The sequence below is a fragment of the Pseudomonas sp. UBA6562 genome (assembly GCF_002434265.1).
Classification (GTDB): domain Bacteria; phylum Pseudomonadota; class Gammaproteobacteria; order Pseudomonadales; family Pseudomonadaceae; genus Aquipseudomonas.
The window spans coordinates 352,299-372,652 of sequence record NZ_DJJS01000004.1 but is presented as its reverse complement, the minus strand read 5'-3'; the positions used below and the strand labels follow the sequence as shown (position 1 = coordinate 372,652).

The 20,354-nt window shown below is 63.1% G+C and carries 18 protein-coding genes and 3 tRNA genes; 6 read left to right on the top strand and 15 right to left on the bottom strand.

Annotated features, from left to right (window positions below; genetic code table 11):
- Window positions 1–68: 68 nt before the first annotated feature.
- Together B4M43_RS05920 and B4M43_RS05915 are read left to right on the top strand one after the other, a co-directional pair.
- Window positions 69–761 (top strand): DUF1266 domain-containing protein, encoded by a 693-nt coding sequence (locus B4M43_RS05920; protein WP_296265042.1) that lies wholly within the window; start codon window positions 69–71, stop codon window positions 759–761.
- Complete coding sequence (locus tag B4M43_RS05915; protein ID WP_296265041.1) at window positions 758–3,418, top strand: DUF805 domain-containing protein; 2,661 nt, start codon at window positions 758–760, stop codon at window positions 3,416–3,418. Before B4M43_RS05920 ends, B4M43_RS05915 begins: the two co-directional genes overlap by 4 nt.
- Here B4M43_RS05915 and B4M43_RS05910 read toward each other — a convergent pair.
- The 3 genes from B4M43_RS05910 to B4M43_RS05900 all read right to left on the bottom strand — a co-directional run bounded on the left by B4M43_RS05910 (window position 3,412) and on the right by B4M43_RS05900 (window position 5,547).
- A complete protein-coding gene (locus tag B4M43_RS05910; RefSeq protein WP_296265039.1) occupies window positions 3,412–5,130 on the bottom strand; it encodes a molecular chaperone HscC in 1,719 nt (572 codons plus the stop codon). The two genes, B4M43_RS05915 and B4M43_RS05910, sit on opposite strands and share 7 nt — an antisense overlap.
- Before the next feature lie 251 nt (window positions 5,131–5,381).
- Window positions 5,382–5,458 (bottom strand) — tRNA-Asp (locus tag B4M43_RS05905).
- Between the two features lie 13 nt (window positions 5,459–5,471).
- Window positions 5,472–5,547, bottom strand: a tRNA-Val gene (locus tag B4M43_RS05900).
- Between the two features lie 208 nt (window positions 5,548–5,755).
- Between B4M43_RS05900 and rdgC the strand changes: the two genes are divergently transcribed.
- The 3 genes from rdgC to sugE all read left to right on the top strand — a co-directional run bounded on the left by rdgC (window position 5,756) and on the right by sugE (window position 8,189).
- Window positions 5,756–6,676 (top strand): recombination-associated protein RdgC, encoded by a 921-nt coding sequence (rdgC, locus tag B4M43_RS05895; RefSeq protein WP_296265038.1) that lies wholly within the window; start codon window positions 5,756–5,758, stop codon window positions 6,674–6,676.
- A 109-nt stretch (window positions 6,677–6,785) separates the two neighbouring features.
- Window positions 6,786–7,748 carry a bile acid:sodium symporter family protein gene (locus B4M43_RS05890; RefSeq protein WP_296265035.1) on the top strand — a complete coding sequence of 321 codons (963 nt, stop codon included), beginning with the start codon at window positions 6,786–6,788 and terminating at the stop codon, window positions 7,746–7,748.
- Window positions 7,749–7,871: 123 nt separating this feature from the next.
- Window positions 7,872–8,189, top strand: a complete 318-nt coding sequence (gene sugE, locus B4M43_RS05885) for a quaternary ammonium compound efflux SMR transporter SugE (RefSeq protein WP_296265034.1) — start codon at window positions 7,872–7,874, stop codon at window positions 8,187–8,189.
- Between the two features lie 16 nt (window positions 8,190–8,205).
- Here the strand turns inward: sugE and B4M43_RS05880 are convergent, their stop codons facing one another.
- Both B4M43_RS05880 and B4M43_RS05875 read right to left on the bottom strand, forming a co-directional pair.
- On the bottom strand, window positions 8,206–10,080 hold the full coding sequence (locus B4M43_RS05880; RefSeq protein ID WP_296265032.1) for a 1-acyl-sn-glycerol-3-phosphate acyltransferase: 1,875 nt from the start codon (window positions 10,078–10,080) through the stop codon (window positions 8,206–8,208).
- Between the two features lie 203 nt (window positions 10,081–10,283).
- Window positions 10,284–10,982 carry a YoaK family protein gene (locus B4M43_RS05875; RefSeq protein WP_296265030.1) on the bottom strand — a complete coding sequence of 233 codons (699 nt, stop codon included), beginning with the start codon at window positions 10,980–10,982 and terminating at the stop codon, window positions 10,284–10,286.
- 300 nt (window positions 10,983–11,282) lie between these two features.
- On the opposite strand from B4M43_RS05875, the gene B4M43_RS05870 reads away from it, so the two are divergent.
- Complete coding sequence (locus B4M43_RS05870) at window positions 11,283–12,254, top strand: GlxA family transcriptional regulator (RefSeq protein ID WP_296265028.1); 972 nt, start codon at window positions 11,283–11,285, stop codon at window positions 12,252–12,254.
- Window positions 12,255–12,264: 10 nt separating this feature from the next.
- Here the strand turns inward: B4M43_RS05870 and B4M43_RS05865 are convergent, their stop codons facing one another.
- The 10 genes from B4M43_RS05865 to ybgF all read right to left on the bottom strand — a co-directional run bounded on the left by B4M43_RS05865 (window position 12,265) and on the right by ybgF (window position 20,352).
- Window positions 12,265–13,188, bottom strand: coding sequence for a dienelactone hydrolase family protein (locus tag B4M43_RS05865; protein WP_296265027.1), 924 nt, complete (start codon window positions 13,186–13,188; stop codon window positions 12,265–12,267).
- Between the two features lie 67 nt (window positions 13,189–13,255).
- Window positions 13,256–13,483: a hypothetical protein gene (locus B4M43_RS05860; RefSeq protein ID WP_296265025.1), complete on the bottom strand. Its 228-nt coding sequence runs from the start codon at window positions 13,481–13,483 to the stop codon at window positions 13,256–13,258.
- Window positions 13,476–14,717: an aminotransferase class I/II-fold pyridoxal phosphate-dependent enzyme gene (locus B4M43_RS05855; protein ID WP_296265022.1), complete on the bottom strand. Its 1,242-nt coding sequence runs from the start codon at window positions 14,715–14,717 to the stop codon at window positions 13,476–13,478. The genes B4M43_RS05860 and B4M43_RS05855 overlap by 8 nt, the downstream gene beginning before the upstream one ends.
- A gap of 47 nt (window positions 14,718–14,764) precedes the next feature.
- On the bottom strand, window positions 14,765–15,994 hold the full coding sequence (locus tag B4M43_RS05850; protein ID WP_296265020.1) for an MFS transporter: 1,230 nt from the start codon (window positions 15,992–15,994) through the stop codon (window positions 14,765–14,767).
- A 22-nt stretch (window positions 15,995–16,016) separates the two neighbouring features.
- Entirely contained in the window at window positions 16,017–16,739 is a 723-nt protein-coding gene (locus B4M43_RS05845; protein WP_296265019.1) for a TenA family transcriptional regulator, read from the bottom strand.
- A gap of 72 nt (window positions 16,740–16,811) precedes the next feature.
- Window positions 16,812–17,384: a GNAT family N-acetyltransferase gene (locus tag B4M43_RS05840; protein ID WP_296265016.1), complete on the bottom strand. Its 573-nt coding sequence runs from the start codon at window positions 17,382–17,384 to the stop codon at window positions 16,812–16,814.
- 527 nt (window positions 17,385–17,911) lie between these two features.
- Window positions 17,912–17,987: transfer RNA gene (locus B4M43_RS05835), tRNA-Lys, on the bottom strand.
- 57 nt (window positions 17,988–18,044) lie between these two features.
- A complete protein-coding gene (queC, locus tag B4M43_RS05830; RefSeq protein WP_296265014.1) occupies window positions 18,045–18,722 on the bottom strand; it encodes a 7-cyano-7-deazaguanine synthase QueC in 678 nt (225 codons plus the stop codon).
- A 17-nt stretch (window positions 18,723–18,739) separates the two neighbouring features.
- The gene (queE, locus tag B4M43_RS05825; RefSeq protein WP_296265012.1) at window positions 18,740–19,387 is read right to left on the bottom strand and encodes a 7-carboxy-7-deazaguanine synthase QueE; all 648 of its coding nucleotides are present in this window, start codon (window positions 19,385–19,387) and stop codon (window positions 18,740–18,742) included.
- A 161-nt stretch (window positions 19,388–19,548) separates the two neighbouring features.
- Window positions 19,549–20,352, bottom strand: a complete 804-nt coding sequence (gene ybgF, locus B4M43_RS05820; RefSeq protein WP_296265010.1) for a tol-pal system protein YbgF — start codon at window positions 20,350–20,352, stop codon at window positions 19,549–19,551.
- Window positions 20,353–20,354: the final 2 nt, after the last annotated feature.

Below are 20,354 nucleotides of genomic sequence, written 5' to 3'. Positions count from 1 at the left end.
TGCGCAGCCTTCCGCCCGTGCCCTTCCCTATCCATCGTTCTCGCGTGAGCCTTGCCTGGAGCCCTTTCATGGATGAACACGCGCAGCATTGGCTGCACCTGCTGTCCGCCCCCGTCGCCGCCCTCAATGGGGCGAGCTTCACCGCCCCCGAATACTACGAAGACGAAGACAAGGCCGACCTCGAGCGCGGTTGGGGCATCGGCAACCGCGCGCAACTGCTCGACGCCCTGGGCATGGCCGACCGCGGCCACGCCCTTGAGCTGGCCGACGCCTATTGGCAATACGAGCGCTGCCTGCCGCTGCAATGGCAGCGCCGCCTGGCCGAGCTTTCGCCACGCGAACGCATCAAGTACGAGTACGCCGCGCGCACCTACCCCGACTGCGGCCCGGGCGGCATCCGCGCCTGGGACCTGGCACGCATGAGCTTCCTACTGCGCAACGGCGTCAAGAAAGCCTACCTGAGCCGCGAAGAAAGCCTGTGGCTGCACTACCGCCTGGCCCTGCGCGCCCGTCACTACTACGACGGCTGGGACGGCTACATCGCCGGTTACCTGGTGGGCAAGGCGCTGTGGAACGCGTCGGAGTGCAGCGACGACCAGTTGCAGGCCGAGTTGCAGCGCCAGGGCAGCGAGCACTGGAACCGCTGCATCGCGCTGAACCTGCGCCTGGGCGCCGAACAGTGGTTCGTCGACGTGCCGTGGGATACCCGGCTGTCCGAACCCGAACGCCCGCACACGCTGGAAGAGGACTGCTGGTCATGACGTGCTGGATACGCCTGGGCATCGAACCGACCCAAGACCTCGACGCCATTCGCCTGGCCTACCGCAAGCAGCTGCCGGCGCACCACCCCGAAACCGACCCGGAAGGTTTCCAGGCCCTGCGCGAAGCCTACGAGCAGGCCCAGCGGTTGGCCCGGGAACCGGCCCAAGCCGACGTCGAACCCTCTGTCGACGAGGCCGCCCCAGACGATCTGCACCCGACCCTGCGGGCACTGCACCACGTGCTCGAAGAACCGACGCTGCGCTTCGACCCGCAGGCCTGGCAGCGCCTGGTCGACGAGCTCGACGACCTGCCCCTGGAAGAGCTCGACACCGTCGGCTGGCAGATGCTCGCCTGCCTGGGCGAATGCGGGCCGATCTCGCACCGCTGCGTGGGCCTGCTGGCGCAGCGATTGGCCTGGGCCGATCAACTCCTGCGCGTGGAAAATCCGCAGGAACTCGAAGCCCTGCTGCAACACCTGCAGATTCCCGACCCGTTCGACACCGGCCTGATGCGCGCCTGGCCGCCCATGGTGCAGATGGAAAGCCTGTGGTACTTCCGCACCCTGGAATTCATCTTCCAGCACCGCGCCCTGTTCGAGTTCGAGCAGTTCGTGGGCCAGCACACCTGCATGGCGATACCGGACGACCCGGCACTGATAGAACGCCTGTACATGCAGATGAGCCTGGCCGGCATTCCCAACCCGCTCGTCCACGACCATTGGCAGGAAGCGTTGCACGCCTCGCCCGACGATCCCGACCTGCTCTACCTGCTGACCCGCCAAGCCGATGCGCTGATGCAGACCGAGCAGGCCCTGCGCGGTTGGATTCGCCTGTGGCGCGAGCACCGGCATCCGCAGGCCGAGCGTTGGCTGCTGGACTACTGCGCGCGGGAACAGCCCGAGCGATTGCCGCTGTTGATCCAGGCGTTCGACCGGCAAGAAGCGCCCGAGCCCCTGCCGCAAGGCCTCAGCGAGCCTCTGCTGGGCGCCCCTGCGCAGAACGTCGGTACCCTGTCGCGCTGGTCCGAAGCCTCGCGCCGCCGGTTGGGCGGCATCGCCGCTACGTTCATCGACTGGCGGCTGGATGGCGACGACGAACTGCCGCTGCTGGCCTGGCTGCTCGACGAACAACCCGACCCGGTGTTGCAACGCCGTTATTGGCAAGCCTGGGCGCTGCACCGTGGCGAAGCCGGGCTGCTGCAACGGATCACCCAGGCCACGCCCACTGACGACCCGCTCGATGGGTTGATTCTCGAAGGTTTCCAACGCCAGGCCCGGCAGCAAATGCTCTGGCTGGAGACCTCGACCGTCGCTTCGGCATTGAATGAGTACTGCGACAGCGAGGATGCCACGCTGGACCTGCCGGAATCGCTGCTGGCGCTGGAGGTGCATCCGGCCTGCCGCGAATGGCTGCGGCGCATGCGCCCGTACTCGGCGACCGCCGTGCTGAACCTGAACCGTCAGTTCCAGATGCGCAGCATGTTCACCGTGCCCTTCGCCCTGGCCGTGCAAGGCCGTATGGCCGAGCAAGGCATCGTGCTGCCGTCACTGCCGGGCGGCGAGGCGCTGTGGGACTGGCACCGTCATCAGCTGTTCATGCTGGCCATGCTCGACCAGCCGGCACGCTGGATGGAGCTGGTCGACTCACAAGTCAGCCAGCGCCTGCAGTATCCGGCCGAGCATCCGTTCCACGGCCTGCACCGCCAGTTGCTCCAGGCCCAAGCCAGCTCCGTCAACGAAGGCCTGCTCGACTGGTTGGACCCCAACGACCCGCTGCAAAGCATGGTCGGCATCAAGTTGCTGAACCTGGCCACGGCCTTGCAGAGCGACCGCCTGCCGAGCGCCGCGCAGCTTCATTCCTTCCTGGTACAAGAACCCTGGGTACTCGACGACCATGCGTTGGGCGACTTGCTGCTGGGTGCGGTATTGCTGCATGACCGCTCGCTCGAGGCAGAACAGCGCGGTCACATGCGCGAGCGGATGGAAAGACTGGCGGCGCCGCACGCCTGGTTCGAGACCCTGCGCCAGCAGCTGATCGCAGGCCAGTTCAAGGCACCCAAAGACAGCGAGATCCAATCCCTGGGCGTCGACGCCAAGCTGTTCAAACAAGCGTTGCAGGCGCTGCACCATCTGGTCGACGAGTGCCGACCGCCCAGGACGGCCGTGCTGCAAGCCCTGCAAAAGGGCAAGGACGATGAGCGCCAGGACCCTGGCCTGCGCTGCGCGATCATGGCGCTGCTGACCTGGTCGGAGCGCATGTTGGCGAACATGGCCAACTACCCCAGCGAGCCGGCCTGGAAATTCTGGAAGCTCGGCAGCCGTTTGGACCGCAGAAGCTACGGCCTGCACCTGCTGGCGATGTTCGGGCTGAAAGTCGTCCCCGCGGCGCTCGGCTGGGCGGCGCTGCGCGAGGCGATCGTGCTGCTGATCGTGCCGTGGCTGGTGTGCGCCATGATCCGCCGGGTCCGCGATCTGGGCTATGGAGGGATCGTCTTGGCGGTGGTACTGGGGGTGAGCGCCGTCGTGCCCTTCATGACACTGATCCTGCTGGCGCTACCCGGCGACAAACTGCCCAACCGCTACGGCTCGCCGCCGAACGCGCCCGATCAGCTCAAGCACGGCCTGCAAACCGTGCTGCGCTGGCTCAACGGTCAGTAGCGCAGTTCGTCCAGCGCCTGGCTCAACGCCTGGCGCTGGCGGCTGATCTCGCCGGGCTGCTGCCCTGCCAACACGCCGTTGAAGGCGTCCAACCAGCTCGCGATCAACTCGCGCTCATCGCCCAAGGCCTGCACCCAGGCGCGTTCCAGGCGCGCCAACAAGGTGCGGTTGGGCAACGTATCGCGCGGATGGATCTTCAACCCGGCCAGGCGCTCGTGGCTGGCCTGGCGCGCCTGCGGGTCGAGGCCGGTGGGGCTGCGGTCGATGCTGTGGCTGTGCTTGAGACCGGTGTCGATGAAGGTCACGTCCACTTCCAACAAGCCATTGATGTCGTAGCTGAAGCGCACGTCCAGCGGCTGCACCTGACCGGTGGGCTGCAACGGAATCTCGAAGCTGTCGACCAGGATGTTGTCGCGCACCCAGGGCCGCTCGCCTTGGTAGACGGCGATGCGCACGCTGGTCTGCTCGGCGTGGGTGCTGTAGAAGCGCTGCACTTTGGAGGTGGGAATCACGGTGTTGCGCTCGATGATCGGCGAGAATGCGCCTGAAACGTCGTCGCCGCGCTGCGAGGCGACCCCCAGGGTATAGGGGCACACGTCGGTGAGGATCAGTTCGTCGATGGCCGCGTCGCGCGCCCTGCACGCGGCCTGGGCTGCGGCGCCGAGGGCGACGATGGTGTCCGGGTCCAGATGACGATAGGGCAACTTGCCGAACAGTTTGGCCACCAGTTGTTGCACCTGCGGCATGCGCGTGGCGCCGCCGACCAGTACCAGGCTGTCCAGTTCGCGCGGGCTCAGACGGGCATCGCGCAGGGCCTGCTCGATGGGTGCGCGAACCCGCGCCAGCAGCGGTGCCCAGATGCTTTGCAGGGTGCTGTCGTCCAACTGCCATCGACGTTGCTGGCCATCGCCGTTCCAGTCGAGCACACGGCTGCCCTCACCCGTCTCGCATTTGAGCTGCTCGATGGCGTCATGCAGGCTGGCCAGCGCCTGGGGCGCGAGGCTTTCCAACGGCAGGCTCCAATCGCGCAGGCAGGCGGTGAGCAACGCGTCGGTGAAATCCTCGCCGCCCAGGTAGTTGTCGCCGGTGGAGGCATGCACTTCGATCAGCGGCAAGGCGTATTCGAGCACGGTCACGTCGAAGGTGCCGCCGCCCAGGTCGAACACCAGCGTACGCTCGAACTTCTGTTCGTGCAGGCCGTAGGCCATGGCCGCTGCCGTGGGTTCGTTGATCAACCGCTGCACCTTCAAGCCCGCCAGCTCCGCGGCGAACACCGTGCGCTTGCGTTGCTCGTCGCTGAAATAGGCCGGCACCGAAATCACCGCTTCGCTGACGCTGCCACCCAGGTAGGCCTCGGCATCCTGCTTCAACGCACCCAGTACCAGTGCCGACAGCTCTTCGGGGCTGAAACGGTGCTCGCCCAGCTCGAAGCGTTTGTCGCTGCCCATGAAACGCTTGAACGCACCGACCGTGCGCTCGGGGTGGGTGGTCAGACGCGCCTTGGCCGCCTTGCCGACCAGCACGCTGCCGTCTTCGTCGACACTGACCACCGACGGCGTCAGCACCTCACCCAAGGCATTGGCGATCAGCCGCGCCTGACCGTCTTGCCAAACGGCGATCAGGCTGTTGGTGGTGCCCAGGTCGATGCCCAGGAGCGGCGCGGTGATGGTAGGCGTGGAAACGGGCGTGTCGGCGGTGGGGGCGTCCTGCATGGGTCGGTCTCTGGCTTGCGGTGGATGGCGGGCGCAACCAGCAGTTGCGTTCGGCAGACCTGTGGGATTGTGACGCAATGGAAGGATGAGGTGAAGGCGTTGCATGGGCGTTCGACAGGACGAGCGCCTGGATCATGCAAATGACACTGGGCAAGCCATGGGGGCCAGTGAAATCGCAGGCACAAAAAAAGCGACCCTAAGGTCGCTTTCTCTGTCGTTTCCAGGTGTTCAGTGGGCCTGGAAACTCAATATGGCGCAGCGGACGGGACTCGAACCCGCGACCCCCGGCGTGACAGGCCGGTATTCTAACCGACTGAACTACCGCTGCGCTATACATCGAGTGGTGGGTGATGACGGGATCGAACCGCCGACCCTCTGCTTGTAAGGCAGATGCTCTCCCGGCTGAGCTAATCACCCTTTCGTCTCGGTGTGGCGCGCATTCTACGGAGGAGGTCCTACCCTGGCAAGCACTTTTTTCAAAATTTTTTTCAGGCCTTTCAAGGACCTAGCGTGTCTGTATTTCGCCCCACCGGCAGGGCGTCCGATTGTGCGATGACAGGACTGGCCTGTATCTGCCCATCGGAGAATAATGCCCGCCTCATGCATTAAGGAGAGTTACCCCCTCATGTGGTTCAAGAACCTGCTGACTTACCGTCTGACCCAGGATGTGCCGTTCGAGTCCGAAGCGCTGGAGGCCGCTCTGGCCACCAAGCCGGCCCGCCCCTGCGCCAGCCAGGAGCTGACCACCTATGGCTTCGTCGCGCCGTTCGGCAAAGGTGAAGACGCCCCCTTGGTGCACGTCAGCGGCGAATACCTGCTGATCGCCGCACGCAAGGAAGAACGCATCCTGCCCAGCAGTGTGGTCAACGATGCGGTGAAGGAGAAGGTCGAAGAGATCGAGACCGAGCAGATGCGCAAGGTCTATAAAAAGGAACGCGACCAGATCAAGGACGAGATCATCCAGGCCTTCCTGCCGCGCGCGTTCATCCGCCGCGCCATGATCTTCGCCGCCATCGCTCCGCGCCTGGGCCTGGTGCTGGTCAATTCGGCCAGCGCCAAGCGTGCCGAAGACCTGCTGTCGACCCTGCGTGAAGTGATGGGCTCGCTGCCGGTGCGCCCGGTCGCCGTGAAGATCGCCCCGAGCGCCACCCTCACCGACTGGGTCAAGACGCAACAACCGGTCGCCGACTTCGTCATCCAGGACGAATGCGAACTGAGCGACACCCACGAAGACGGCGGCACCGTGCGCTGCAAGCGCCAGGACCTGGCTAGCGAAGAGATCCAGCTGCACCTCAATGCCGGCAAGGTGGTGACCCAACTGGCCCTGGGCTGGCAGGAGAAGCTGTCGTTCGTGCTCGACGACAAGACCGTCATCAAGCGTCTGAAATTCGAGGAGCTGTTGCAGGAGCAAGCCGAGCAGGACGGTGGCGAAGAAGCCGCGCAGCAATTCGACGCCAGCTTCCAGCTGATGATGATGACCTTCGCCGAATTCCTTCCGGCGCTGTTCGAAGCGCTGGGCGGCGAAGACATTCCGCAAGGCGTCTGACCCTACCCTAACCTGCGGGGCGCGCGCCATGTCGGTGCCGCCCCGCGCTTGGACTCGGCCTCACCGCAACGACCCGCACCTCCCTTCTTATAAAGACAAGGACTTCCCCATGCGTGCCCTCGCCGCCCTGAGTCGCTTCGTCGGCAATACCTTCGCCCTGTGGGTATTGGTGTTCGCCTGCCTGGCGTTCCTGCAACCGCAGTGGTTCCTCGGCCTCAAAGGCGCCATCGTGCCGCTGCTGGGCCTGGTGATGTTCGGCATGGGCCTGACCCTCAAGCTCGACGATTTCGCCGCCCTGGCCCGGCAACCCTGGCGCGTGCTGCTGGGGGTGGTCGCGCACTTCGTGATCATGCCGGGCATGGCCTGGTTGCTGTGCCAACTGTTCCACCTGCCGGCGGAGATCGCCGTCGGCGTCATCCTGGTCGGTTGCTGCCCGAGCGGCACGGCGTCGAACGTGATGGTCTGGCTGTCCAAGGGCGATCTGGCCCTGGCCGTGGCCATCGCTGCGGTGACCACCTTGCTCGCGCCGCTGCTCACCCCTGCCCTGATCTGGCTGCTGGCCTCGGCCTGGCTGCCGGTCTCGTTCATGGACATGTTCTGGTCGATCCTGCAGTTGGTGATGCTGCCGATCGTGCTCGGCGTGCTGGCCCAGCGCCTGCTCGGCAGCAAGGTACACGCGGCAGTGCAGGTGCTGCCGCTGGTGTCGGTGGTGAGCATCGTGCTGATCGTCTGCGCGGTGGTGGCGGCCAGCCAGGCTAAGATCGCCGAATCCGGCCTGCTGATCATGGCGGTGGTGGTGCTGCACAACAGCTTCGGCTTCTTGCTCGGCTACCTCACCGGCAAGTTCTGCAAGCTGCCGCTGGCGCAGCGCAAATCGCTGGCGCTGGAAGTGGGCATGCAGAACTCGGGGTTGGGCGCGGCGCTGGCGGCGGCGCACTTCTCGCCGCTGGCCGCGGTGCCCAGCGCGTTGTTCAGCGTGTGGCACAACATTTCCGGGGCACTTCTGTCGACCTGGTTCCGCAAGCTGGAAGAGCCTGCGGCATCGAACGAGCAGCCTGAGCAGCGTCAATAGGGAGGGTTGCCTGCTTCGGCTAGGCGAGGCAGGATAGCCCCACTGTTGAGGACGACCTCACGACGCTTCGGCGTGATCATTCGGGGACGGCCCCCTCTTCGACACTCAAGATGGAGCCACCCCATGTCCTGGATCATCCTGTTCTGCGCCGGCCTGTTCGAAATCGGCTGGGCCGTCGGCCTCAAGTACACCGACGGCTTCACCCGCCCACTGCCCACTGCATTGACCATCGGCGCCATGGCCGTGAGCATCGGCTTGCTGGGCATGGCGGTCAAGGAGCTGCCGCTGGGCACGGCCTATGCCGTGTGGACCGGCGTCGGTGCGGTCGGTACGGTCATCGCCGGCATCATCCTGTTCGGCGAGGCCGTGACGCTGATGCGCGTGGCCAGCGTCGCCCTGATCGTGGCCGGCCTGGTCGGCCTGAAGGTCAGCGCCGGCTGACCTTCACCCCTCCCCCTTAACGGCGGTCGCCGCGCAAGGCGGCGACTCGCTCGCGCAACACGTCCGGCTGCGCCGCCTCGACCGCGATGGCCTCCCCCGCCACCACAGTGACCCGCGACCACAACCGTTTGAACAGCCCTTTGTTCGGATCGCGACTGAAGAAGCTGCCCCACAACCCTCGCAACGCCAAGGGGATCACCGGTACCGGCGTTTCCCGCAGGATGCGCTTGACCCCACTCTTGAACACATCGATCTCGCCATCGGCGGTCAACTTGCCCTCGGGGAAGATGCACACCAGTTCGCCTTCTTGCAGCGATCGGGCGATACGGGCGAACGCCTGTTCGTAGATCACGGCATCTTCGCCGCGCCCGGCGATGGGTATCGCGCCAGCGGTGCGGAAGACGAAGTTGAGCACCGGCAAACGGTAGATCTTGTAGTACATGACGAAGCGAATCGGCCGACGAATCGCGCCGCTCAAGAGCAAGGCATCGACGTAGGAGATGTGGTTGCACACCAGCAATGCCGCACCCTCGTCCGGAATGCGCTGCAACTCGCGATGCTCCACACGGTACATCGAGTGGCTGAGCAGCCAGATGAGAAAGCGCATGGTGAATTCGGGCACGATGCGGAAGATGTAGGCGTTGACGGCGACGTTGAGCAGCGACACCACCAGGAACAGTTGTGGAATGCTCAGATCGGCCAGGCTCAGCAGGAGGATGGTCAACAGTGACGAGGCCACCATGAACAACGCATTGAGGATGTTGTTGGCGGCGATCACCCGCGCGCGTTGGTCTTCGGGCGTGCGCGCCTGGATCAGCGCGTACAGCGGCACGATGTAGAAGCCGCCGAACACGCCCAGGCCGACGATCGACAGCATGATCCACCAGGCCTTGCTCAAGCCCAGTAGGGCCAGCCAGTCGTAAGGCACCGCCGGCGCCGGCACGTCGCCTGAATGCCACCACCAGAGCAGGCCGAACACCGTCAGGCCGAACGAGCCGAACGGCACCAGGCCGATTTCCACCTTGCGGCCGCTGAGTCGCTCGCACAGCAGCGAGCCGGCGGCGATACCGACCGAAAACAGCGTCAGCACCAGGGTGACCACGGTTTCGTCGCCGTGCAGCCAGTCCTTGGCATAGGCCGGAATCTGCGTGAGGTAGATGGCGCCGACGAACCAGAACCATGAATTGCCGACGATCGAGCGCGACACGGCCGGCGTCTGCCCCAAGCCCAAACGCAGGGTCAGCCAGGACTGCTTGAAGATGTTCCAGTCCAGCTTCATCTGCGGCGCGGCGGCGGCGGCATGGGGAATCCAGCGACTGGCCAGGTAGCCCAACAGCGCAGTGCCGACCACGGCGCTGGCGACCACAGGGGCGTAATGGGTCGAGGACATCATGATCCCGGCACCGATGGTGCCGGCCAGGATCGCCAGGAAGGTGCCCATCTCCACCAGGCCGTTGCCGCCGACCAGTTCGTCGTCGCGCAGCGTCTGCGGCAGGATCGAGTACTTGACCGGCCCGAACAACGCCGAATGCGTGCCCATCGCGAACAAGGTCAGCAGCATCAGTTCGAGATGATTGGTTAGAAAGCCTGTGGCGCCGACGGCCATGATGACGATCTCGGCCAGCTTGATCGCGCGGATTAAAGCATCTTTGGCAAACTTCTCGCCGAACTGCCCGGCCAGGGCCGAGAACAGGAAGAACGGCAGAATGAACAGCAACGCGCAGAGGTTGACCCAGATCGAGCGGTCGCCTTCCAGGCTGATCTTGTAAAGAATGGCCAGGATCAGCGATTGCTTGAACAGGTTGTCGTTGAGGGCGCCCAGCGATTGGGTCACGAAGAACGGCAGGAAACGCCGCTTGCCGAGCAGGCCGAACTGCGAAGAGTCACTCATGGGGCTACGTCCTGGTAGGGCTCGATCATGGAATGCACCGTGTCATGGCAAAGCGACGAATCTGCATGGCCTGACGCTGTCTGGCAAGTTTTCTGGAGACTTGTCCTGCATGCCATTGGGTCGAAGCGGTGTGTTTGCCCAGGTGTGGCCGGCGAGGTGTGGCCGGCGAGGTGTGGCCGGCGAGGTGCGTTCGGACCGGCCTGCTACCGCACCATGTAGCCTCGCTGCCAGGCGCGGGGAATCAACAGCACGGTACCGGCCAGCGCCAACGTCATCGCTGCGCTCACCGCCAGCGCATCGATACCTAGCCGCTCCTGCAACCAAGCGCCCCATACCGCGCCCAGCAGCATGCCACTCCAAGGCACCAACTGTACGCGCCAGCCCCCGTTGCGCTCGCCCATCAGCCTGCGCCCCAGGCCCCGCCCGAAGCGCGACAGCGCACCGGTGACATAGGTGAGCCCGATCGCCATGCCATTGACCTGTTCCACCACAGCATTGAGCATGCCCATGGCGACGATGGCCAAGGCCAGTGCGGCAGACGCCCCCAGCCCCGGCAACACCGCACTGGCCAGTACCAAGGCCACGACGACCAGCAGCGGCGCAGCGCGACGCCGCAACGCACGTGCGAGCATCACCCCCAGGGCATTGCCCAGAACGAAACAGACGATGGCCAGGCCCAGACGCAGCAGGCCCTGCACTTCGCCGTGGCTGATGGCAACCGCCATGCGCGTGGTGTTGCCGCTCATGAACGAGACGAAGTCGCCCGTGGCCAGAAAGCCGATGGCATCGGTCATCCCCGCCAGAAACGACAAGGCAGCGACTAAGGCCAGGCCGACCCGGCCGTTGAGCACGCGCAGGCGCGCGCGTTCTGCGCTGGAATGCGATGGAACGGTAGGCAGCATAGGTCAGCTCCGCATGGCGATGCAGCGGGCAGCATCGGATCACGGGCGTGGGTACGTCAAGCCATGCAAGCTTGAGTCGAACGACGGGTTGGATGGCATGCGCAGACGAAAAAGCTGCCATGAGGCCTCGACTTTGGCGGTATCGGCAGCCTGCCAAGGCGCGTGGGCCGCTGCTCTGGTGCGCAAACGTACACGTCCTGACCCCATGGGCGCAGCAGACTTTCGCTGCATAGCCTTCTGACAGTATTTTGGTAAGGTACCGCTCAAAAGCGGGGGCTCGGGCCTATAAGGAATACCGTCATGCGCACCATCTGGTTCTTGTTACTCCCAGGCACGCACATTCTGGATCTCGGCGGCCCGTTGCAGATCATGGCGAGCCTCGAAGAACTCCAACTGGCCCCGATCCGCGTGCGCTGCATAGCGGCCAAACAGCAGGTCAGCAGCTTTCAGGGCGTGACCTTGAGCGGCTTGCACGATTTACCAGAACGACTCGCGTCCCAAGACCTGCTGTTCGTCGTTGGCAACAAGCTGTCTGCAAGCCCCACCGAGGCCGCGATAATGGCCACCACCGCCCAGTGGTTGGCGAAGGTGGTCGGGCAAACGCCTGGGCTGCAATTGTGTTCCATTTGCACAGGGGCTTTTCTGCTGGGCGAAGCCGGGCTGCTGGATGGCCGCCAATGCACCACGCACCACCGTTACGTCGGTTTGCTGCAGGCACGCTATCCAAAAGCCAAGGTGCTGGAAAATCGCCTTTTCGTGGAGGACGACGGCGTGTTCACTTCGGCAGGGGTATCCAGCGGAACCGACCTGGCCTTGCACGTTGTGTCTGCGCACTATGGAAAAACGGTGGCCAACCAGGTGGCGCAGGAACTGGTCATCTATCGTCGCCGGGCGGGCGAAGATGTGCAGTTGCGTTCGGCGGACCTCGCGCGCAACCACATCCACCCCTTGGTACACCTAGCCCAGGACCATATCGATACTCACCTCGACACCCCTTTGAGCTTCGAACAGCTGGCCAGCCAATTCAACGTCAGTTACCGGCACCTCGCGCGGCTGTTCCGCGACAATACCGGGCAAACCCTACAGGACTACCTACGCGCCCAACGCATCGACCTGGCCCGAGAGCTTTTGCGCGGTAGCCGCCTGAATGTGGAACAGATCGCCGAGCGCTGCGGTTACGGCAGCAGCCACGCCTTTCGCTTGGCATGGCGCCGAGAGATGCCGCAACCGCCGCTGCAATTTCGCAGCGTGACGACCCAGGAACACGCCTAAGTACGCGTCGTCATCGGCCACTCGCGGCGGTCGGGGCAAGACTGCCCGTGAAGAACGCCACTACGGCCTTGCGCGATGCGTCCCGCGCCGCTGGGTCCGGCGCCGAACGCCCCAGGCCGCCCTTGCCGCGGTGCAGGAATGGATCCTCGTACTCTTGGGCGGCCTCCAATCCATTGAAACCATGCTGCGCGCCCGGGTAGACCACTACCTGCGCGCGTGCCTGGTCTTCGGCAGGCAGGCTTGAAACCAGCGTCGTGCACATGCTCGGGTCATCATCGTACTGGTCCTTCGCCCCTGTGAGGACCAACAGGCGCGCCGGCGCCAGATGCTTCAGATCGTAGCCGGGCACACGGTTGTATCCCCAGCACACGGGATAGAAGGCGGCCAGTGCGACGGGACGTACGCCGGAAGCCTGCTGCAGCTCGTCGCTGATAGGCGCAGAAGCCGCGAGCACGGCTTGAACACCGCCCCAGGAGAAGCCGAGCACGCCCACTCGGTGGCTGTCGACGCCAGGCTGAGTGGCCAAATAGGCCAAGGCACCGGCCAGGTCCGGCAGGGTATCGTGGACACGGGCCGGCCGCCCTTTCGCACCACCTGCAAGACCGCGTGCACCCCACATGTCCAGTTCGAGCGTGGCGATGCCGCGGGCATTGAGGTCACCGGCGTGCAGCGGCCCGCGCGAATCCATGCCCGCCGAGCCGTGCAGGATCACCACAGTCGGTACTGGACCCGTCACGTTGGAAGGCAGAGACAGCACCGCCGGCACCCGTAGCTGTGCCAACTCGCCGGCCGAAGGGACGGGGCGACTGGGGAACGAAACCAGACGCTTGCTGACACTGGCGGCACTGCCGTTCGCGCTTGATACAACTTCACCTTGCGCAGCGAACGGTAGCGCCCACCCCAACAACACGCTGAAGGCAATTACTTTGTACATTTAGCTACCTCTAAACGCCCAGGCAGATTCCAGTCCTGCCTTTTTCATCAAGGAAACGATGCAGGCATCAGCCGCACATCGCCATTATCGCCAGATCATCGAGATGCCAGCGGCTGAGGGCCAAAGGGTCCGCCACCACCATGCCTATCAGCACACAGCACCCCACCCCGAACGCCACGGCATATCGACACGCTTGCTTGCCGGAGCCTGCGCCATACACCGCGAGCAGAGCGAGTAGCTGCACCCCCACTGCAAACACCCCGACACTGAAACCTGACGTGAGCACTTCAGCCATTGACCAGCGCACTCCGCGACAGCCCTTGCGCCGTTCGTTGAAGGTGCACGGCGTCGAAGGCCCGTTGTAGATCGGCCTTGATATCGGCCACACGCTCCAGGCCCACGCACAACCTGATCAGGCCATCGGTGATACCGGCCTGCCGCCGCGCGTCTGCACTCAGACGGCCGTGGGTGGTGCTCGCCGGATGCGTGACCATGCTGCGGGTATCGCCAATGTTGGTGCAGCGGGCCACACAACGCAGTGCGTCGATCCATTGCCAGGCGGCGGCCTGCCCACCGACGATCTCGAAACTCAGCAGCCCGCCGTGACCGTCCTGCTGGCTGCATGCCAAGGCATGCTGGGGATGCTCAGCCAGACCGGTATAGTGCACAGCGCTGACCAGCTGCTGTTCGTTCAGCCAATGGGCCAGCTCCAAGGCACTCTGCTGCACTCGCAGCATCCTGACCTCGAGGGTTTCCAGACTTTTGAGCAGCAACCAGGCGTTGAATGGGCTGCAGGAAATACCCAAGGTCCGCAGAACGCCGCGCAGTGCCTCCATGTTGCTTCGTGAGCCTGTCACCACACCCGCCAAAGCACGTCCCTGACCATCCATGTACTTACCGGCCGAATGGATGACCAGGTCCGCGCCCAGGCCATGCGGCCGATGGAACACCGGTGTCAACAGGGTGTTGTCCACCACCAGCAAAGCGCCCTTTGCATGGGCGAGTGCGCTGATGGCACGAATGTCACCGATTTTCAGCACCGGGTTGGAAGGGGATTCGAGTACCACCAGGCGGGTTTTGCCGTCGATCGCCTGCTGCCACTGGGCTAGATCGGTCAGGTCGACGAAGCGCGCTTCGATCCCGAAGCGCGCCATGTAGAGGCTGAAGGCATTGACGGTAGTCCCGAACACATCGCGGCTGCAGACAATGTTGTCGCCTTGCTGCAGGAACGCATGACAAAGCGCCGTGAACGCGCCCATCCCGGAGGCGAACGCCACGGCGCTTTCAGCCTGTTCGAGCGCCGCCACGCGGCTTTCGAACGCTTGTACCGTCGGGTTGGTGAAGCGGGTGTACACATTGCCCGGCCTTTGCCCACTGAAGCGTTGCGCAGCTTCCTCAGCCGAAGCGAAGGTGTAGGCGGACGTCATGGCGAGCGGCTCGCAGAAGACATCCGACAAATCGCTGACCCGGTTGCTATGCAGCGCCGAAGTTGCGTCAAAACACTCCAGTTCAATCGCAGACGATTGCATGGGGTACCTCCTTGTTTGCATTGAACTATGCGCAATTGATCGGTGGACTACTCAGGTTCAGCCACTGGCGAGGCCGTAGCCTCTGGTGCCGCACGTGCCGATACCAGCCACAGGGAAGCCACGGCAGCTACCAAGGTGGCCGTCGCCAAGCCAGCCAGGGTCAAGGCGTAGCTGTGATGCCTGTCGAAATCCAATGCGCCGAGCTGCGTGGCCAGCAAAGCGCCCAGCTGATGCACCAGAAACAGGAGCCCGAACACTTTGCCTTTGATTTCTGCGCCATAAAGGGCAAAGCAAAAGGCTGAAGTGAGCACTACCGTGCCGAGGTAGCTGGCACCGAACAGCACAGCGAACAGATAGGTGCCAAGCGGCCCCGGCGTGGTCAGCAGAACAATCACCGCCGCTGTGCGCAGCAGGTAGAACATCATCAACAACAGCCCTTTGTTGTAGCGGGTCGCCAGCCACCCGGCCAACAGGCCACTGATCAGCTCCAGCACCCCCAGCAGGCTCAGGCCACGGGCTTGTACCGAGCTGGGCAGTGCTTCGTCCTGCCAGAACGACACCAGATGGACGTCGATGAAAGCCATGGTCGCTCCGCAGCTGGCGAAACTGAGCGCCAACACGAAAAAACGCGGGTCACGCAGCAGAAAGGTCATCGAGTGCTTGACCAGTGCGGCCTGCGGATCGGGCTTGAGCGGCACGGTGCGGGCCACCCAGTAAAGCGCCAGGCTCAACGGCACCAGAAAGATCAAGCCTACCCACGAGAACACCGGCTGCCAGCCTACGCGCTGCTGCAACACGATCCACAAAGGCGACAGCACGATGAATCCGATCGACGTGCCATTGGTCACGAACGCGAACGCAAAGGCCTTGAAGCGTTCCGCGACCAGGCGATCGACCAGGATGCCCATGGGTACGTAGGTCATCGCCGCCAGGGCAAAAGCACCCAGCAAGCCGTATAACAGGGTGAACAGCATCAGCTGGGTGCCCACTACGGTCACCCCCAGCAGCACCACGCCGGCACTGACACTGCCCAAGGCCACCGTACCCAAGGGGCCAACGCGGTCACTCAGCCAACCCACCACTGGCGATACCAGGCCGATGGTCAGGACAAACAACGAACCGGCCGTGGCCAGGGCTGCACGCCCCTCGCCGAAATGCGTGGCGAGGTCGACGAAATACACCTGGTACAGCCCTTTCAGGGCACTAGACAGGAACATCACCACGAAGCCGACTACCAGCACCGAGACGATCAGGGCGGAGCTGAATTTCTGGTTCATGACCAATCCTTTTCGCGGGGTATCACACCGCTTCGGTATCAGGAACCCGGCAATACGCCTGGTACATGTTTTCGTACATCGCGTAGAACAACTGACAGGTATGGTCTACCGCGTGCAATGCCTCCTCTTGCATCTGCGCCGTGGTGCACAGTTCCGAAACCAGATCCAGCCCTTCGTTGACGTGGCCGACGTCTTCTTTCTGGTGCACGGAGAAGAACAGTAAATCGTGTTCGGTCAGGCCATAGGCACGCCCCAGCAATACATGACGCGCATCGCCGGCAACGGTTTCGAGGTTTTGCCCTTCACTGGCGACCATCACCGCTGCGGCACCGATGTGATAACGCGCCGGGTCGCGGACCGCTTGCAAACGGAAGTCGATCAGCTCCCAGGTGGCCGGAAGCGGTTGCTCGGCATCGCGCTCGGCATCGCTGATGCCCAGTGCACGCAGGAAGTTCTGCATGAGCACCACATGGTTGTCGGTGCGCGACAGCCGTCCGGTTTCCTCTTCGAAGCAATTGGTGATCAACGCCCGTTTATGGGCAGGCAACGGGCAATGAAAGAACAGGTGCTCGACGTAGGTCAGGAAGTACTTGGTCAGTTGATAGCCCTGTAGCGCAACCTTGCGCAACAACGGCTTGTTGCCTTCGGGTGACAGTAATGCCTGGAATATCGGGTGGGACAACGTCAGGTGGTGGTGGAGTCTCTGTTCCAGCTGATCGCGAAAGGCTGCAGTGGCTAAGGCCATGGCGATGATCCTTGAATGATTGAATGGAAGGCCTTGGTGACGATGAGCGCGGACGAACGATGGCGAGTCAGGTCAGTTGAGTCGCAGCGCCAGGTTTTCCACGGACTGGGCCATGTAATGGCCGCGATGTTTCTCTCCGTTGACCCGCGCGTAGTCCTCGAGCACGCCATAGGTCTGAAACCCGAAGCGTTGCCAAAGGCGGTGAGCGCGCGTGCCTTCGCGCACATCGAGCGTCAGCAGTTCGATACCTGTCGCCTGACACATCTGCACGATCTCCACGAAAGCGCGGGCCACCAGCCCGGTGCCTCGGTGATCGGGATGTACGACGCCTTTGCTCAGGTCAGCGATGTGACGGCAATTGGGCATGCTGCTGCGCGACACGATCACCAGGCAAGCCGGCCCGGCAAGGGAACGACCCAACAACGCGTGGGTATCCCCACCCTGGATGCGCGCCAGTAACGCAGCGGTGAAATCAGCACCTTGAGCCGCCGACATTTCTTGCTCGTAGCCCAGAACACCGCCATCTCCAACCGTGCTGTTGACCAGTTCGATGATGTCCTGGGTGATACCGCTGTCGGCTCGACGGAGCCATTGCAGTTGCGGCTCGGGTGAGCCCTGCGCTTCTAAAGAAAGGGAGAGGTTCATGGTGTAAATCCGTGTTCGTTCAGGCAAGGATTTAACCGTTTGGGCGTAACACCGAGTAAGCAGGGAATCGGACAGAAAACGGAAAGATCGTGACAACTCGAAGTGTAATGGCGCATCGGGTGGCACCCGTTTGGGCTCATCGCAGCCATCTATGATTCCACGCGAGACATGTTTCACGAGCGGGGAGCAAAACAGGATCACGACGTTTTGTGTGGCGGGTAGATGAGCGTGCTGCACCGAACTCGCGTACAGGTGAACGTGAACGACGTACGGAGTCTGGTCGATATGTAGCGGTCAAGAAGATCAGTTCTGCAAACCCTAGGGGCGAGGTTTCGCGGAGCTGAGTAGTCCGCAATCCGTTGGGCCATTGATTTTTTGGCGCAGAAACAGAAAAGCCCGCCATGAAGGCGGGCTTTTCTGTATTGATACCACACTGAATCGAACCTTAGGTTCGTTCCATACGGCTGCAAGACTGAAAACTGGCTGGCGTGCCGTCTTCTCTAGTACATCAGCAACCGCTGTGAAGATGGTGGGTCGTGTAGGATTCGAACCTACGACCAATTGGTTAAAAGCCAACTGCTCTACCAACTGAGCTAACGACCCGTTGGATGGCGCGTATCTTAATGATTTCCAGAAGGAAATCAATACCCTACAGCCAAATTATTGAAAATAAGGCGTCGGATCCTGCACCCCTGCCTGCTGGAAGCCGTCGGCGCGCAGTCGGCAACTGTCGCACTTGCGGCAGGCGCGGCCGTCGTCGTCGGCCTGATAGCACGAGACGGTCAGCCCGTAATCCACACCTTGGACCACACCCGCTTGAATGATCTGCGCCTTGCTCATGTTCTGCAGGGGCGCGCGGATGGTGAAGCCGTTGCCCTCCACGCCGGCCTTGGTCGCCAGGTTGGCCATACGCTCGAAAGCCTCGACGAACTCGGGACGGCAATCGGGGTAGCCCGAATAGTCCACCGCGTTGACGCCGATGAAGATGTCCCGCGCCTGCAACACTTCCGCCCAGCCCAAGGCCAGGGACAGGAATACCGTATTGCGTGCCGGCACGTAGGTGACCGGAATGCCTTCGGCTGGCGCCTCGGGAACGTCGATGCTGGAGTCGGTCAAGGCCGAGCCGCCGATACCGTCGAGGTTCAGGCCGATGACTTTGTGTTCGACTACGCCCAAGTCGCGGGCAATGCGCGCCGCAGCGTTGAGCTCGGCACGATGGCGCTGGCCGTAGTCGAAACTCATGGTGTAGCACTGGTAGCCTTCGGCCTTGGCCATCGCCACCACAGTGGCGGAATCGAGCCCGCCCGACAGCAGGATGACAGCACGTTTCTCGTTCATGGTTGGTTGTTCCTCAATCAGCGGCCAGGTTCGTCGTTCCACAGCAGTTTGTGCAACTGCAACTGGAAGCGTACGGGCAGGTTGTCGGCGACGATCCAGTCGGCCAGCTCGCGGGCATTGACCTGACCGTGGCTAGGCGAAAACAGCACTTCGCCCGCGCGTTGTTCGAGGTTGTACTCGATCAGCTTGGAGACCGCCCAGTCATAGTCCTCACGCGAGCAGATCACGAACTTCACCTGGTCGTTGCGCGTGAGATGCGCCATGTTTTCGTACAGATTGCGATGGCATTCCAGCGAACCTGGCGTTTTGAGGTCCACTACCCGGCTCACGCGGGTATCAGTCGCCGAAATGTCCAAGGCGCCGCTGGTTTCGAGGTTGACCTCGTAGCCGGCATCGCACAATCGCTGAAGCAAGGGCAAGGCGTTGGGCTGGGCCAGTGGCTCGCCGCCGGTGACACAGACGAAACGAGGCTTGAAAGCGGCCACCTGCTCGAGGATCGAGTCCAGCGTACGAAGGGTGCCGCCGCTGAACGCATAGGCACTGTCGCAGTACTGGCAGCGCAGCGGGCAACCGGTGAGGCGCACGAATACGGTGGGCAAGCCGGCCGTTCGCGTCTCACCCTGCAACGAGTAGAAGACTTCGGTGATGCGTAATGTGTCTTGCATGGTCCGCCCAGGGCCAGGCAGCTACACAGGCTGCCCGCCTCCGTAAGGCACTGGCGCGAACTCGACATGGCGTTATCCGCGACAGCGTAGTGATTGAAAAAGGGCGCAGAGTCTAACGAAAAAACCCGCGACAGGCGCGGGTTTCTTTCGAACGGTAGGGATCAGAGCCGTTGCAAGTCGCGCTGGGCCAATTGCGCAGCGGACGTTCCGGGGTATTGGCTGACCACTTGTTGCAAGATGCCTTTGACTTTGTCGGTATGCCCCAGACGACGCTCGACATCGGCGAGCTTGTACAGGGAATCGGGTACCTTGCTGTGTTTCGGATACTGTTGGCCGACTTTGGCGAATGCCTGGCTGGCGCCCTGCAAGTCGCCTTTGGCGAGATTGACTTCACCCAGCCAGTATTGCGCGTTGCCGGCATATTGGCTGTTGGGGTACTTGCGCAAGAAAGCGCCGAACGCCTGGCTGGCCTTGTCGAAGTCTTTTTGCTTGATCAGGTCGAAGGCAGCGTCGTAATACAGCTTCTCTTTGGCCGGATCACCCGGTTCGCTCGAAGGCGTCGGTTTCGCGCTGGCGCCACTGTCGCCACTCGCAGTGCCCGCAGCAGGTGCGCTGCCGGCGGAAGAATTATTGGAGCTCGGCGCTTGCGCAGCACTGTTGATGCGCTGGTCGAGATCCTGGTAACGCTCCAGACCCTCTTGCTTCATACGGGCGACATCGTTCTGCAACTCTTCGATGATGCCCTGCTGGCGAGATATCTGGTCTTGCATCTGTTGCAACTGCATGAACAGCTGCCCTTGTGCCGAGGCAGGGGCGGAAGCCCCTGCGCCGGCATAAGCGCCGCTCGTGCCATAACCCGCGGGCGGATAACTGCTCGCGTTGTCACCGACGATAGGAACCGCGGCCAGTGCCGAGAACGGCAGGCCGAGAGCGAGGACGGTTACAGCAAGGCGGCACTTACGCATAG

Bases quoted from the DNA above. Each gene is read 5' to 3' on its own strand.
- B4M43_RS05920 (WP_296265042.1), top strand. From the start codon at position 69: ATGGATGAACACGCGCAGCATTGGCTGCACCTGCTGTCCGCCCCCGTC.
- B4M43_RS05915 (WP_296265041.1), top strand. From the start codon at position 758: ATGACGTGCTGGATACGCCTGGGCATCGAACCGACCCAAGACCTCGAC.
- B4M43_RS05910 (WP_296265039.1), bottom strand. From the start codon at position 5,130: ATGCAGGACGCCCCCACCGCCGACACGCCCGTTTCCACGCCTACCATC.
- rdgC (WP_296265038.1), top strand. From the start codon at position 5,756: ATGTGGTTCAAGAACCTGCTGACTTACCGTCTGACCCAGGATGTGCCG.
- B4M43_RS05890 (WP_296265035.1), top strand. From the start codon at position 6,786: ATGCGTGCCCTCGCCGCCCTGAGTCGCTTCGTCGGCAATACCTTCGCC.
- sugE (WP_296265034.1), top strand. From the start codon at position 7,872: ATGTCCTGGATCATCCTGTTCTGCGCCGGCCTGTTCGAAATCGGCTGG.
- B4M43_RS05880 (WP_296265032.1), bottom strand. From the start codon at position 10,080: ATGAGTGACTCTTCGCAGTTCGGCCTGCTCGGCAAGCGGCGTTTCCTG.
- B4M43_RS05875 (WP_296265030.1), bottom strand. From the start codon at position 10,982: ATGCTGCCTACCGTTCCATCGCATTCCAGCGCAGAACGCGCGCGCCTG.
- B4M43_RS05870 (WP_296265028.1), top strand. From the start codon at position 11,283: ATGCGCACCATCTGGTTCTTGTTACTCCCAGGCACGCACATTCTGGAT.
- B4M43_RS05865 (WP_296265027.1), bottom strand. From the start codon at position 13,188: ATGTACAAAGTAATTGCCTTCAGCGTGTTGTTGGGGTGGGCGCTACCG.
- B4M43_RS05860 (WP_296265025.1), bottom strand. From the start codon at position 13,483: ATGGCTGAAGTGCTCACGTCAGGTTTCAGTGTCGGGGTGTTTGCAGTG.
- B4M43_RS05855 (WP_296265022.1), bottom strand. From the start codon at position 14,717: ATGCAATCGTCTGCGATTGAACTGGAGTGTTTTGACGCAACTTCGGCG.
- B4M43_RS05850 (WP_296265020.1), bottom strand. From the start codon at position 15,994: ATGAACCAGAAATTCAGCTCCGCCCTGATCGTCTCGGTGCTGGTAGTC.
- B4M43_RS05845 (WP_296265019.1), bottom strand. From the start codon at position 16,739: ATGGCCTTAGCCACTGCAGCCTTTCGCGATCAGCTGGAACAGAGACTC.
- B4M43_RS05840 (WP_296265016.1), bottom strand. From the start codon at position 17,384: ATGAACCTCTCCCTTTCTTTAGAAGCGCAGGGCTCACCCGAGCCGCAA.
- queC (WP_296265014.1), bottom strand. From the start codon at position 18,722: ATGAACGAGAAACGTGCTGTCATCCTGCTGTCGGGCGGGCTCGATTCC.
- queE (WP_296265012.1), bottom strand. From the start codon at position 19,387: ATGCAAGACACATTACGCATCACCGAAGTCTTCTACTCGTTGCAGGGT.
- ybgF (WP_296265010.1), bottom strand. From the start codon at position 20,352: ATGCGTAAGTGCCGCCTTGCTGTAACCGTCCTCGCTCTCGGCCTGCCG.